This is a genomic window from Micromonospora sp. NPDC005174 (genome assembly GCF_040608495.1).
Lineage (GTDB): Bacteria > Actinomycetota > Actinomycetes > Mycobacteriales > Micromonosporaceae > Micromonospora.
Map to the genome: position 1 here is coordinate 27,258 of NZ_JBEXIJ010000017.1, position 12,342 is coordinate 39,599.

Genomic DNA, 12,342 nt, shown 5'->3' on the forward strand with positions numbered 1-12,342 from the left:
CCCCCCCAGCGGGGTCATAGCCTGCGAAGTCCACTTAGCACCCTTCCAAGCAGTTCCATCCGCTCCTCGAACCCCTCGGCGGGAGCAGCAGTGTGTAACGTCAGCAGGCTCTCGGCCACCATGTCGGCGACCAGTACCCGGGCGACGCCCAGCGGCATCCGGGTGTACGCGGCGATCTCCGCCAGCGACTGTGCACGGCCCTCGCAGACCGTGGCGATGCGGTGCTTGTCGTGCCCCGCGAAGCGGGACTCGGCAACCTGGGTGGGAGAGGCCGTGAGGACCGCCTCGAGAGCGATGTCCTGCCGGGGTTCGGTACGACCACGGGTGACCGCGTACGGGCGTACCAGAGCGCCGCGCGGGTCAGCGCGTCGTTGGTCCATCCCCGATCACCTCCTCGTCCCCCGCGGAGTCGGCACACACCGCCTCCCCTCCCTGTTCCGGCGCGCGGGCCGCACGCCGGTTCGCGGCACTACGAACGCACCGCGTCCCGTGGCAGCGGCACCAGCGCGGCACCCACCCGCTCCACCAGCAGGGCCATCTCGTAACCCACCTGACCCACGTCGCAGCTCCGCGCGGCCAGCACGGCCATCGACGAGCCGTCGCTGATCGACATGAGGAAGAGGTAACCGCTGTCCATCTCGATGACGGTCTGCAACACCCCGCCCGCGCTGAACATCCGTGCCGCGCCCTCGGTCAGGCTCACCACGCCGGAGGTGATCGCGGCGAGCTGGTCCGCCCGGTCACCCGGCAGGTCCCGGGAGGACGCGAGCAGCAGCCCGTCGGCGGACACCGCCACCACGTGGGCGATGCCCGCCACGCTGTCGGCGAAGTTGGTGAGCAGCCAACCCATGTCCTGCATGGCAGCTGGCCTGTTCATCGGCTCTCCTTGGTCGAGGTGCTGTTCAGGTCCGTACCGGCCGTTCGACCGCGCTGCACGCCACGGTGGTAGGCCGACAACAGGCCGCGTACTTCGTCGGGGGTCCGCCGGCTGCGGTCCCGACCGCTCTTGGGCTCGATGCCGCCCGGCACGAGCTGCGCCTGCGGCACCCGCTTGGGCAGACCCGAACGGGTGGTGCCGGCGGCGGCCGGCTCGGCGGCCCGGCTGGCCAGCGTCCACCCCTCGTCGGCGGCCGTCCGCCAGGCGTCCGGGTCCGGGCCCGGCGGGGCCGCGGCCGGCGCGGGGGCGGCGACCGGTGCCGTCGGTGCGGCCGGCGGCGCGCTGTACGACGGTGGCGGTGTCGGTGTCGAGGCGCCCCGACCAGCGGTCTTCGCGGTCCCGAATCCGTCCATGCTCCCCACGCTCTGTGCTCCGGTGCCCTCGGAACTGCCCGGGGTCCGGGTGGGCAGCGGCGGTCGGGCCGGCGTGGTGGCCGGCGCGGACGCGGTGGTCGACGGAACACCGTTTGTCGCACGCGAGCCGCCGTCGACGGGTGCGGGCGGGGTGTCGAACTGTGGCCGGGTGAAGATCGCGGTGGCGTCGTCGCCGTGCGACCGGAACCAGACCGCCTCCATCTCCCGGAAGATCGGCGCCTCGGCGGGGAACTCCGGCCGGGTGCTGACCGGCGCGGGAGGCGTCGGCGGCACCGCGGGCGGCATGGACGGGGCCGGCACGACGGGCTGCACGGGCGGTGCCGGCCTCGCGGGCGGTGCCGGCGGGGCGACCGCGCCCGGCCCGGCGACCGGGCCGACCGGCAGCACCGGCGCGTTCCGGCCGTCCGGGGTGTCGGCCGTCGCGCCCCGCCGGGGCAGGGCGTCGATGGTCGGGTACGCCACGGTGGGGCTGCCCGCCGAGACGCCGCCGCCGTACGCCGGGCGGTTGGGCGGCACCGGAACGGACGGCGCGGCGGTGGGCGGCATCGTCGGGCGCGCCCCGGCGTAGCCGCCGGCCTGCACCGCCGGGGCGGTGTCCCGCGCGTCGAGCGGGGACTGCCACTGCGCGGGGGCCGGGGCGTTGGTCCGCCACTGGTCCGGCAGAGTCGCCGCCGAGGCGGTCGCGCCGGCGTACGACTCGGCGTGGCCGACCGGGGTGAGCGGCGTCTGCTCGACGGCCATCGGCTGGCGCGGACGGGTGATCGCCTGATCGCGGCCACGGCCGCTGGGCAGGATCACGGTGGCGGCGGGCAGCGTCACCTGGGCGACGGTGCCGCCCTCGACGTTGCGCCGCAGCTCCACCCGGATGCCGTAGCGGGAGGCGAGTCGGCTCACCACGGCCAGACCCATCAACCGGAACGCGGCGACGTCCACGCTCGGCGGGGCGGCCAACCGGCGGTTGAGCGAGTCGAGCTGCTCGTCGGTGAGGCCGAGCCCGCGGTCCTCGATCTGGATGAGCACGTAGTCCCGGATGCGGCGACCGTCGGCGACGACAGTGGTGTTCGGCGGTGAGAACCGGGTGGCGTTGTCGAGCAGTTCCGCGACGAGACGTACCACGTCGTTGACCGCGTGCGCGGCCACCGAGATGTCGGTGTCGACGGTGCCGAACTCGATGCGGTTGTAGAGCTCCACCTCGGACTGCGCGGCGCGCAGGACGTCCACGACCAGCGCGTCGTCACGGCGCGGTACGGCCGAGTCGGCGCCGGCCAGGACCAGCAGGTTCTCGTCGTTGCGGCGCATTCGGGTGGCCAGGTGGTCCAGCTCGAAGAGCTGGGCCAGCCGCTTCGGGTCCTCCTCGCCGCGCTCGATCGCGTCGAGCTCGCCGATCATCCGGTCGACCAGGGTCTGACTGCGGCGAGCCAGGTTGAGGAACATCGCCGAGACGCTGGTCCGCAGCGCGGCCTGTTCGGCGGCGACCCGCACCGCCTCGCGGTGGACGACGTTGAAGGCCGACGCCACCTGGCCGACCTCGTCGCGGCTGTTGAGCTGGATCGGGTCCCGTACCTGCCGGACGATCTCGTCCACGCCGCCGTCGCCGACGCTGCCCATGTTCTGCAGTCGCTGCACGGCGTCGGGAAGGTCGTGGTTGGCCACCGCGAGCGCGCCCTCGCGCAGGCGGCGAAGCGAGTCGTTCAGCGACCGGGCCAGCACAACGGCCAGCGACACGGCGATGATCAGGGTGAGCAGCACCAGGATCGACTCGACCACGGCCTGCCGGATGACGTCCGAGCGCGCCTCGTCGGCCTGCTCGAGCAGCCGGTCCTGTAGTTGGATCTCGGCCCAGCGCATCAGGTCGTTGACCGCGCCGATGGCGGCGGTGGCGTCCTGCGCGCTCACCAGCGGGCGCTGCCCGACCGAACGGGTGATGTCGCTGGCGACCCGGTCGGAGAGACCGACCGCGTCACCGGAGACGGTGCTGTCGACCAGAGCCCGCTGCACCGGGTCGGCGGCGAGCGAGAAGGCGACAAGCGCCTCCTGCTGGCTGGTCAGCGTCGCCACGAAGGAGGAGAACTGCTCCGGGTCGAGCTGGCCGGCGGTCAGCGCGGTGAAGGCGACCGCCTCCTCCTCGGCGACGGAGGCCTTGGCGCGGGCGAACGCGGCGACCGCCCGGCGGCTGTCCGACAGGCTCTCGTCGCCGGGTAGCTGGGCCAGCCCGTCGCCGTAGCTGACCAGGTCGGTGAGGATCACGCCGTAGCGCAGCACCGCCTCGGCGACCGCCATCTGCCGGCGGTCCAGCACCTCCTGACGGGTGCCGTCGAGGGTGGCCAGGTGGTCGTCGATCGCCGCCAGCCGGTCCCGCAACGCCGTCGGCACCTCGCCGATCCGGTCACGCTCGGCGCGGTACTCGTCCACCCGCTGCTGCGTCTGGCGTACCCGAAGGTTGTACGCGTCGGCCGGCTGCTGCGGAGCTGCCAGGTAGGCCGCCGCCGCCATGCGCTCGGCCTGGAGGTCCTGGGTCAGCGCGCTGACGTCGATGGCCAGCGCGGTGAGCGATCGGGCCCGGGTGGCGTCGTAGGCGCCCTCACCCACGGAGATGAGACGGACGGTGGCCAGCGCGATCACCGCGGCCACCGGAACGACCAGGATCAGCGCCAACTTGGACCGGATCCGGGCGTCCCGCAGTCTCGGCATGCGCCGGCGCGTACGCCCGGTATCGCCGCCGAGCGCGGGCAGGGTCGTCGGTCCGGTGCTCACGACATCGCCTCCGTCGTTTCTTCCCCGCCTGACCCGCCGAGCCGCGCCGGGAGCGGAGGGGACCACGCGCGGCACGGCCGCGATTTCATCAGAGAAGATCGTGTTTGGGAAGCCGCAGTGAGGTAGGAAACGGTCGGACGGCGCGGAACCCTTGATCCGGTCAACTGATACCTTCATTTCCGCAAGCCCCTGAACAGGGCATGTAACTCCAGAGTGGTCACGCGTGTATGCAAAGTGAGGTTTTGCAAACATTGCGTTACCCCAGCATGTGGGATGGCCGTCCCGAGAATGCAACCGGGGTCCGCGCTTGACCACAGCGCCGGCCATTGGCAAGGTTTTGCAGGCTTCGCGCACACACCGTACGGCAGACGAGATCCCGTCCTCCAGTGAGGACGGATTAGCGGCGGTGACCGGGCTGCGCCCGCGCCCGCACCTGGAGGACTGAGTTGAGCCCCATCCGCTCCGCGACCATCGCGGCGCTCGCATCGGCCTTAGTGGCCACCACGCTCACCGGCTGTCAGTTCGGCGAGGCGGAGCAGGACACGAGTCCGATCGTGATCGCCGCCGACCTCGAACTTTCCGGTGCCGCCGCGCCAATGGGCCGGGCATACCAGCGCGCGCTGGAACTCAAGAGGGACCAGTTGAACTCCTCCGGAGCACTGAACGGCCGGAAGATCGACCTGAAGGTGAAGGACAACCGTTCCGACGCCGCCGAGTCACTGCGCAACATCGCCGACTTCAGCAGCGATTCGCGGGTCAGCGCGATCGTCATGGGCGGTTGCAACGAATGCGCGGTCGGCGCGGTCGGCGTCATCAACGAGAAGCAGATTCCCACCATTGCGCTCGCCGCTTCCGGGGCGATCTCGAGCCCGGTCGCCGACCGTCGCTACGTCTTCAAGCTGGGCCCGAACGCGGCCGACAGCGCCTCCGCCCTCACCACCGAACTGCGCCGCAAGAACGTCAAGAAGGTGGCCCTGCTCGCCAGCAACGACGACTACGGCCGCGAGGGCGTGGTCGCGCTGCGTCGCGAACTGGGCAAGGCCACCATCAAGGTGGCCGGCGAGGAGTCGGTGAAGACCACCGACACCGAGGTCGGCCAGCAGGTCGGCAAGCTGGCCAAGCTCAAGCCCGACGCGCTGGTCGTCTGGACTCCGCCGGAGCAGGCCGCGCTGGCCGCGACGAGCGCACAGCAGGCCGCGTTCCGCGGGTCGCTCTTCTTCGACGCGGGCGCGGCCGGGGACCTCTTCCTCGGCGCGGCGGCCCGAGCCACCGAGAAGGCCACGATGGTCTTCACCCAGACCATGGTGATCGACGACGTGATCGCCACCACGCCGGCCAAGGCGGCCCGGCGGCAGTGGTTCCAGGACTACACGGCCCGCTACGGCGGCTACAACGGCTCCTCCTCGTTCGCCGCCGACGCGATCCAGTTGATCGTCGACGCCGAGCTGCGGGCCGGCGGGCCGGCGGGGAAGGTCGACCGGGGCGGCATCCGCGACGTGTTGGAGACGTCCCAGATCGACGGCCTCTCCGGCCCGATCCGCATGACGCCCGACAACCACTCCGGCCTCATGCCGCAGGCGCTCACCACGCTTGTCGCGCGCAACGGCCGGTGGCGGTTGGCGGGGTAACCGGCTCCGGCTTGGGGGGTGGTGGCCTACCGCGCCCGGCTCCGGGCGGTCAGGCTTGATCCCTGCGCCGGGCACGGTAGGCCACCACCCCTCCGCGTCACCGTGAGCGAAAAGGGCCGGCCTCCTCTGGAGGCCGGCTCCCGCAATTCAGGAGTACGAACTGGGCCGCGCCGGCGAGCGCCGCGTAGCCGACGGCGAGGGTGATCCCGTTCCCGCACGAACGTTCGTGACCGGGGCATGCCAAAGGCCCCCGAATCGGGGGCCTTCGCGTGGTGCTGAGTCAGGAGACGGGGCCGATAGCCTTCGCCAGGTCGACGAAGCCCTGCCACTGCGAGGGCCCGAAGGTCAGCGTTGCGCCGTCGCGGTCCTTGGTGTCACGGACGAGAACGACGCCGGAAAGGTTGTCGGCCACCTCGACGCAGTTCCCGCCGTTGCTGCCGCTCTTGGTGCTCTTGCGCCACTGCGCGCCGCTCAGGTCCATGATGCTGCCGCCTCTCATGAGGTCCGGGGGCCTTCGCGTAGTGCTAGTCAGGCCGCGTCAAGGGTCTTTGCCATGTCGATGAAAGCCCGCCAGGCCGCCGAACTGAAGGACAGCGCCGGACCTGCCTGGTCCTTCGAGTCCCGGACACCAACGACGCCGGGAAGGTTGTCGGCAACCTCGACGCAATCGCCGCCGTTGCCGCTGCTGCGGGTGCTCTTGCGCCACTGTGCGCCGGTCATGTCCATGTCTCTGCCATCTCCGTAAGTAGGTCGACGGACTGCCAGTGGGACAGCGCCTCGCCGCGTACGTTCTCCCACGCTGCGAGTATCGCTGTTATGTCCTTTGTGCCGGTGACGACTTCCCCCTGAAGCTGATTGTCGAGGTAGCCGGCAATTTGTTGCTCGGCTCCTACAGCGATCACGAAGGGACCGTTCAAGCCAGCGTACGCGCCGACCGTCGCGGGAACGATGTGCACTCGTACGTGCGGGGCCTCGCACATGACGATGAGGGCATGTACCTGCTCGCGCATGGTGGCCCGGCCGCCGACCGGCCGCCGCAGGACAGCCTCGTCGACGACGGCCGTGAAGCGTGGTGGGTCTTCGCGGGTCAGGATGCTCTGGCGGGCGAGCCGAAAGGCTAGGTGGCGCTCAATGTCGCTGCGGGCGATCACGTCGGCACCGGCGAGCACCGCGCGGGCGTACGCCTCGGTTTGGAGAAGGCCGGGCAGGACGACCGACTGATACGAGCGTAGCGAGACCGCCTCACGCTCGATTTCTTGCCACGGCCTGAACCAAACTGGCTCACGACGTCTTGATGTGTCCGGCCAGATGTCCCCGATGGGCCGACGGAGTACGCCGGCTGCGGCCTCCCGGTGACGGGGATGGGGTATGTGGTCATGATTGATCCACCGTGCGACCGTTTTTCGATCGACGCCTACCAGCCCGGCCAGAGACTCGATCGAATGCCCTGACTCGGCCAGCGCTGCGCGCAACGCATCGTTCACGACGTCTCTCCAGGGATGCGCAGAATGTCTCGCGACCATATCCCCTACGGGCTGTTTTTGTCCCGTCACTGCCCGCAGGGTGCTTGTAGACGGCGCGGCCGGTGGAGGACCCGAACCTGGCGGACGCGTTCGTGCCGGGGCCGCCCCTGCCCGGCGAGCACTTGCGGGGGCGGCCCCTCTCCAGACGACAGCACGAAGGAGGCACCGTGCGTTTCAGGTTCTGGCGCAGCCAACACGCCCCGGAAGTGCCTGCGAGTCGCCCTGCCCCACAACTCCCGGCCTGGGTCACGGCGCACACCGAGGCATTCCGGGTTGACGAGGTCGGCCGGGTGGATCGCCTGACTCGGGCGGAAGAGTTCCGGGCGAACGGAGGTTACAAATGATCTCTACGCAGGTTTCCGGCCCCGAGCGGGGGCCGGCTACGGACCGTCCGCGTCGGCACGGCCAGGCCCCGCCGCACACGCCCTTACGGCCGCACTGGGCGTGCCGCGCCGACGGTCAGCCGTGGCCGTGCGCGACCGCGCGACTCATGCTCAAAGCCGAGTACGAGAACAAGATGCCGAGCCTGTCGATCTACCTGGCCGGGCTGCTCTACGAGGCCATGCGCGACCTCTACCACCTCAACCCGCACGACGGGCCGAGCCCTCGAGCCCTCTACGACCGGTTCGTGGGATGGGGACCGTTCCGCAGGCCGATCGTCGAACATCCGCGTTGAAACGCCTCCCAGCACGGCCGCGGCGTACCGCTGCATCCGCCATCGCCGGCAATCTTGGACAGTTTCCGTTAGCTGAGAACTGTGAGCTGAGAACGGAAACTGTCCAAGACCTACGCGTGCCACCTGCTTTTGGCGTGGCGGACGCGATCAGCGGCTGCTGGTGGTTTCCCGCACCCAGGGCAGCGCGATCCGCTCGACGAGCACGAGTGCGCTGTAGAGCAGGATGCTGACCAGCGCCACCAGCATGATCGCCGCCCAGGCGGTGGCGGTGTCGCCGACGCCCGCGTACTGCGTGATGACGTACCCCAGGCCCTTCTCCCCGGCCTGGAACTCACCGATCACCGCACCGATGGCCGCCAGCGGCATGGCCACCTTGAGCCCGACGAAGATCTGTGGCAGCGCCGCCGGGAACCGCACCTTGCGGAACGCCTGCCAGCGGGAGGCGTTCCAGGACCGGACCAGCTCGGCCAGGTCGGCCGGCGTGGTGGTCAAACCCGTCGCGGTGGACAGCACGATGGGAAAGAAGCAGAGCAGGAACACCATGGTCAGGATCGGCCTCTGACCCCAACCCAGCGCCACCACCAGCAGTGGACCCAGGGTGATCTTCGGCACGGCGTTCACCGCCACCAGCAGCGGGGTGAACATCCGCTCGACCGTCCGGGAACTGGCCAGGGACAGTCCGATCAGGACACCCGCGGCGGCCGACAGGACGAACCCGATCAGGATCTCCAGCAGGGTGGACCAGGTGTGCTCCAGCATCTGGGCGGGCTTGTCGACGAACGCGGTGAGCACACCCCCCGGCGGCGGCAGGGCGGCCGGGTGGACCAGTTCCAGCCGGGCGACCAGCCACCACACGGCCAGGGCGACCACGAGACCGGCCGCGGGCAGCAGCGCCGCCCCGGTCCCCGCGCGCAGGCCGGCGCCCCGACCCGCCCGACGTGCCTGGAGTCCGGCACCCGGGGGTGGGGGCACCGTCACCGCCGGCTCGGCTGAGCGGACGTCGGTCATCTTGTCCTCCTCGTGAATCGCCGACCCGGGGGCCGACGAGCGACGGGGGTACGCCCCACCGGAGACCGGCGGGACGTACCCCCTGGTGACGACCGGACGATCAGGCCTTCGGCGCGAGGCTGAAGTCGATGATCTGCTCGGGGGTGATGTTCTGCTTGAGCGCGCCCGCGCCCTGCAGAATCGCGATGCTCTTCGCCACGCGGCCGCTGTCCAGCGTGCCGATCGCGGTGCCGGAGTTGCCGGAGCGCACGTACGCGGCCATCAGGTCCAGCTCGGCGGCGGCGGCCACCGGGTTGGCGGCGTCGACGTTCTTCTTCAGGATCTCGCCGGCCTCCTTGGAGTTCGCCAGGCTGTACTCCAGGCCCTTGAGCAGCGCAGTGGTGAAACGCTTCACCATCTCGGGCTTCTCCTTGGCGATCTTGCTGGAGGTGATCAGCACGTTGCCGTAGAGGTCCTGCATCACGTTGCTGTACGGCAGCATGACGGCCTTCTTCTTGGCCACCGCCTCGATCGTCGGCTGACCGACGACGAACTGGCCGATGCCGTCCACCGAGCCGGAGGCCAGCGTGCCGATCAGCGCCTGCGCCTCACCGTTGACCCAGGTCACCTTGCTGGCGTCCACGCCGGCGAGCCGGGCGTACGTCGGGAACAGGTTGCGCACCACGGAGCCGGGGGTGTCGGCGAGCTTCTTGCCCTCAAGGTCCTTGGGCGAGTTGATGTTCTTGCCCTCGACGGTGGCGATGCCCGCCATCGTGCGCTGCTGGATCGCGGCCACGGCGGTGAAGTCCTTCGCCTGACCGTTGCCGAGCTGGAGCAGACCGCCGGTGAGGTCGATCGGCCCGAAGTCCGCCTGGCCGCCGACGACCGTCTGGATCACGCCGCCGGTGCCCTGGCCGGCCTTGATCTCGACGTCGAAACCGGCCTCCTTGAAGAAGCCCTTCTCCTTCGCCACCCAGGCGTAGGAGTCACGGCCGAAGTTGCCGAAGGAGGTGAGGTAGGTCACCTTCTCCAACGCTCCGTCCTTGCCGCCCTTGGCGTCGGACGAGTCCGACCCGCTGCTGCAGGCGGAGACGAGGGCGAGGGCGGTGGCCAGCGCGGCCGTAGCGACCGTACGGGTCAGCCTTCTCATCAGTAGCACCATGTCCTTTCCGACCGGGGCCGGGGGCCACCGGAGGGGGTTGTCGCGACGGCACCGGCGGGAGGGGCAAGCCGGGCACCGCCATCGTGAGGGGACTCTTCGCGGCCACAGCGTACGAGAAACCCACAGTTGCGACGCCAGGCGTACCGGGTTGCGGATCGGAAACAACCTGACGACGACCCCGGACGGCGCGACATGTCAACAGGGCGGCTAGCCTTGTCGGATTCCTGACCGTCCACTCAGCGGAGGTCCGCCGCAGATGATCCGACTGTCCGGGGTGTCGCGTACCTTCGAAGGCCGGTCCGGCCAGGTCGAGGCCCTTCGCGGCATCGACCTCGACGTCGCCGAGGGCGAGTTCGTCGCCATCCTCGGGCGCTCCGGCTGCGGCAAGTCCACCCTGCTGCGGTTGATCGCCGGGCTGCTCCCGTTGACCTCCGGCGAGATCACCGTGGCCGGTACGCCGATCACCCGACCCCGCCGCGACATCGCCATGCTGTTCCAGAAGCCGGCGCTGCTGCCGTGGCGCAGTGTCCTGGACAACGTCCTGCTGCCGGTGGAGATCTTCGGCTGGAGTCGCGCCAAGCACCGCGAGCGGGCCCGGGAACTGCTCGACGTGGCAGGCCTGGCCGGGTTTGAGAAGCGGTTGCCGCACGAGCTCTCCGGCGGCATGCAGCAACGGGTGTCGCTGTGCCGGTCGCTCATCGGTGAACCCCGGGTGATGCTGATGGACGAGCCGTTCTCCGCGCTCGACGCGCTCACCCGCGAGGAACTCTCCGGCGAACTCCAGCGCGTGCACATGGAGAACAAGCCGAGCATCGTCTTCGTCACCCACTCGATCGACGAGGCGGTGCTGCTCGCCGACCGGGTGGTCGTGCTGAGCCCCCGCCCCGGCCGTATCCGCAAGGTGGTCGAGGTGGCCATCCCCCGCCCGCGCACCCTGGGCCGCAACGCCCACCTCGCCGACGTCGCCCAGGTCAGCGCCGACCTGCACGAGCTGTTGATGGAACGCGACCAGCCGGCCGCGGCCGGCGTGGAGGGACGATGACCATGCGGGTGTCGGTATTCACCGAGCCGCACCGGGGCGCCGACTACGACACCCAGCTCCGGTTCGCCCGACTGGCCGAGGCGGGCGGCTTCGAGGGCTTCCTCCGCGCCGACCACTACCAGTCGATGGGCGACGACAGCGGCCTGCCCGGCCCGACGGACGCCTGGCTGACCCTCGCCGCGCTGGCCCGGGAGACCGAACGGATCCGGCTGGGCACCCTGGTGACGTCGGCGACCTTCCGCCTGCCCGGCCCCCTCGCCGTGCTCGTCGCACAGGTCGACCAGATGAGCGGCGGCCGGGTCGACCTCGGTATCGGCGCGGGCTGGTACCAGCGCGAGCACACGTCGTACGGCATTCCGTTCCCGGCCGTCGGCGAGCGGTTCGACCGGCTGGCCGAGCAGCTCGAGGTGATCACCGGGCTGTGGTCCACCCCGCTGGGCGAGACGTACAGCTTCACCGGTGACCACTACCGGCTGGTGGACGCCCCCGCGCTGCCCAAACCGGCGCAGGTGCCCGGCCCGCCGATCATCGTGGGCGGACGCGGTCCCAAGCGGACCCCCGAGCTGGCCGCCCGGTACGCCGACGAGTTCAACATGCCGTTCAAGTCGGTGGCCGAGACCGCCGGAGCGTACGACCGCGTCCGGGAGGCGTGCGACCGGGTGGGTCGGGCGGAGAGAGGGCGAGCCCCGCTGGTGCTCTCCGCCGGGATCGTGGTGGCCGTCGGACGTACCGACGCGGAGGCCGCCCGCCGGGCCGCGCCGTTGCACGAGAAGAGCGCGCTGCCACCGGAGGACCCGGTGGTCGGCTCGCCGGCAGAGCTGGTGCAGCGGATCGGCGAGTTCGCCGGGATCGGCGCCACGCGGGTGCACCTACGCCTCACCGACCTCGACGACCTCGACCACCTCGAACTGATCGCCGCCGAGGTGCTTCCCCAACTGGACGGTGGACGATGACCGATGTGATCGACGGCACCGAACTCGGGCCCGTGGGCCAGGAGATCGTGTACGAGAACGACCGGGTCCGGGTCTGGCACATCCGGCTCGAACCGGGCGAGCGCCAGCCCCTGCACCGGCACGACCACCCCTACCTGGTGGTGGCGATCCAGGGCGCGAAGAACGTCGTGCAGACCATCGACGGCACCCGGATCGACGCCGACGAGCCCACCGGTGGGGTCGTCTACCGCGACCCCGGAGCGGTGCACATGCTCACCAATGTCGGGGACACGACATACCTGGCCCGACTGGTCGAACTCAAGTAGA

Annotated in this window: 13 protein-coding genes; 5 read left to right on the top strand and 8 right to left on the bottom strand. The window is 70.5% G+C overall.

Annotated elements, in window-relative coordinates:
* Positions 1-14: 14 nt before the first annotated feature.
* The 3 genes from ABZU91_RS19470 to ABZU91_RS19480 form a co-directional block, all read right to left on the bottom strand.
* Complete coding sequence (locus tag ABZU91_RS19470; RefSeq protein ID WP_007465174.1) at positions 15-380, bottom strand: DUF742 domain-containing protein; 366 nt, start codon at positions 378-380, stop codon at positions 15-17.
* A gap of 89 nt (positions 381-469) precedes the next feature.
* Positions 470-877 carry a roadblock/LC7 domain-containing protein gene (locus ABZU91_RS19475; RefSeq protein ID WP_007465177.1) on the bottom strand — a complete coding sequence of 136 codons (408 nt, stop codon included), beginning with the start codon at positions 875-877 and terminating at the stop codon, positions 470-472.
* Positions 874-4,065 (bottom strand): nitrate- and nitrite sensing domain-containing protein, encoded by a 3,192-nt coding sequence (locus ABZU91_RS19480; RefSeq protein ID WP_355242052.1) that lies wholly within the window; start codon positions 4,063-4,065, stop codon positions 874-876. Before ABZU91_RS19480 ends, ABZU91_RS19475 begins: the two co-directional genes overlap by 4 nt.
* Before the next feature lie 446 nt (positions 4,066-4,511).
* Between ABZU91_RS19480 and ABZU91_RS19485 the strand changes: the two genes are divergently transcribed.
* Positions 4,512-5,693: an ABC transporter substrate-binding protein gene (locus tag ABZU91_RS19485; RefSeq protein ID WP_355242055.1), complete on the top strand. Its 1,182-nt coding sequence runs from the start codon at positions 4,512-4,514 to the stop codon at positions 5,691-5,693.
* 280 nt (positions 5,694-5,973) lie between these two features.
* Here ABZU91_RS19485 and ABZU91_RS19490 read toward each other — a convergent pair whose 3' ends face one another.
* The 3 genes from ABZU91_RS19490 to ABZU91_RS19500 are packed head-to-tail and all read right to left on the bottom strand — an operon-like array spanning position 5,974 to position 7,177.
* On the bottom strand, positions 5,974-6,174 hold the full coding sequence (locus ABZU91_RS19490; protein ID WP_355242057.1) for a DUF397 domain-containing protein: 201 nt from the start codon (positions 6,172-6,174) through the stop codon (positions 5,974-5,976).
* A gap of 47 nt (positions 6,175-6,221) precedes the next feature.
* Complete coding sequence (locus tag ABZU91_RS19495; RefSeq protein WP_355242060.1) at positions 6,222-6,419, bottom strand: DUF397 domain-containing protein; 198 nt, start codon at positions 6,417-6,419, stop codon at positions 6,222-6,224.
* Positions 6,410-7,177, bottom strand: a complete 768-nt coding sequence (locus tag ABZU91_RS19500; RefSeq protein WP_355242063.1) for a helix-turn-helix transcriptional regulator — start codon at positions 7,175-7,177, stop codon at positions 6,410-6,412. Before ABZU91_RS19500 ends, ABZU91_RS19495 begins: the two co-directional genes overlap by 10 nt.
* 379 nt (positions 7,178-7,556) lie before the next feature.
* Between ABZU91_RS19500 and ABZU91_RS19505 the strand changes: the two genes are divergently transcribed.
* Positions 7,557-7,892, top strand: coding sequence for a hypothetical protein (locus tag ABZU91_RS19505; protein WP_355242066.1), 336 nt, complete (start codon positions 7,557-7,559; stop codon positions 7,890-7,892).
* Positions 7,893-8,039: 147 nt separating this feature from the next.
* Here the strand turns inward: ABZU91_RS19505 and ABZU91_RS19510 are convergent, their stop codons facing one another.
* Both ABZU91_RS19510 and ABZU91_RS19515 read right to left on the bottom strand, forming a co-directional pair.
* Positions 8,040-8,900 (bottom strand): ABC transporter permease, encoded by an 861-nt coding sequence (locus ABZU91_RS19510; protein ID WP_355242069.1) that lies wholly within the window; start codon positions 8,898-8,900, stop codon positions 8,040-8,042.
* Between the two features lie 100 nt (positions 8,901-9,000).
* Positions 9,001-10,029 (bottom strand): ABC transporter substrate-binding protein, encoded by a 1,029-nt coding sequence (locus ABZU91_RS19515; RefSeq protein WP_355242072.1) that lies wholly within the window; start codon positions 10,027-10,029, stop codon positions 9,001-9,003.
* Between the two features lie 268 nt (positions 10,030-10,297).
* Between ABZU91_RS19515 and ABZU91_RS19520 the strand changes: the two genes are divergently transcribed.
* Genes ABZU91_RS19520 through ABZU91_RS19530 form a run of 3 tightly spaced genes read left to right on the top strand, consistent with a single transcriptional unit; the run spans position 10,298 to position 12,341 of the window.
* On the top strand, positions 10,298-11,083 hold the full coding sequence (locus ABZU91_RS19520; protein WP_355242075.1) for an ABC transporter ATP-binding protein: 786 nt from the start codon (positions 10,298-10,300) through the stop codon (positions 11,081-11,083).
* A 2-nt stretch (positions 11,084-11,085) separates the two neighbouring features.
* The gene (locus tag ABZU91_RS19525; protein ID WP_355242356.1) at positions 11,086-12,036 is read left to right on the top strand and encodes an LLM class F420-dependent oxidoreductase; all 951 of its coding nucleotides are present in this window, start codon (positions 11,086-11,088) and stop codon (positions 12,034-12,036) included.
* Positions 12,033-12,341: a cupin gene (locus ABZU91_RS19530; RefSeq protein WP_266246239.1), complete on the top strand. Its 309-nt coding sequence runs from the start codon at positions 12,033-12,035 to the stop codon at positions 12,339-12,341. The genes ABZU91_RS19525 and ABZU91_RS19530 overlap by 4 nt, the downstream gene beginning before the upstream one ends.
* Position 12,342: the final 1 nt, after the last annotated feature.

Excerpts from the sequence above, each read along its gene's own strand:
- ABZU91_RS19470 (WP_007465174.1), bottom strand. The coding sequence starts at position 380 with ATGGACCAACGACGCGCTGACCCGCGCGGCGCTCTGGTACGCCCGTAC.
- ABZU91_RS19475 (WP_007465177.1), bottom strand. The coding sequence starts at position 877 with ATGAACAGGCCAGCTGCCATGCAGGACATGGGTTGGCTGCTCACCAAC.
- ABZU91_RS19490 (WP_355242057.1), bottom strand. The coding sequence starts at position 6,174 with ATGGACCTGAGCGGCGCGCAGTGGCGCAAGAGCACCAAGAGCGGCAGC.
- ABZU91_RS19495 (WP_355242060.1), bottom strand. The coding sequence starts at position 6,419 with ATGGACATGACCGGCGCACAGTGGCGCAAGAGCACCCGCAGCAGCGGC.
- ABZU91_RS19505 (WP_355242066.1), top strand. The coding sequence starts at position 7,557 with ATGATCTCTACGCAGGTTTCCGGCCCCGAGCGGGGGCCGGCTACGGAC.
- ABZU91_RS19510 (WP_355242069.1), bottom strand. The coding sequence starts at position 8,900 with ATGACCGACGTCCGCTCAGCCGAGCCGGCGGTGACGGTGCCCCCACCC.
- ABZU91_RS19515 (WP_355242072.1), bottom strand. The coding sequence starts at position 10,029 with ATGAGAAGGCTGACCCGTACGGTCGCTACGGCCGCGCTGGCCACCGCC.
- ABZU91_RS19520 (WP_355242075.1), top strand. The coding sequence starts at position 10,298 with ATGATCCGACTGTCCGGGGTGTCGCGTACCTTCGAAGGCCGGTCCGGC.
- ABZU91_RS19525 (WP_355242356.1), top strand. The coding sequence starts at position 11,086 with ATGCGGGTGTCGGTATTCACCGAGCCGCACCGGGGCGCCGACTACGAC.
- ABZU91_RS19530 (WP_266246239.1), top strand. The coding sequence starts at position 12,033 with ATGACCGATGTGATCGACGGCACCGAACTCGGGCCCGTGGGCCAGGAG.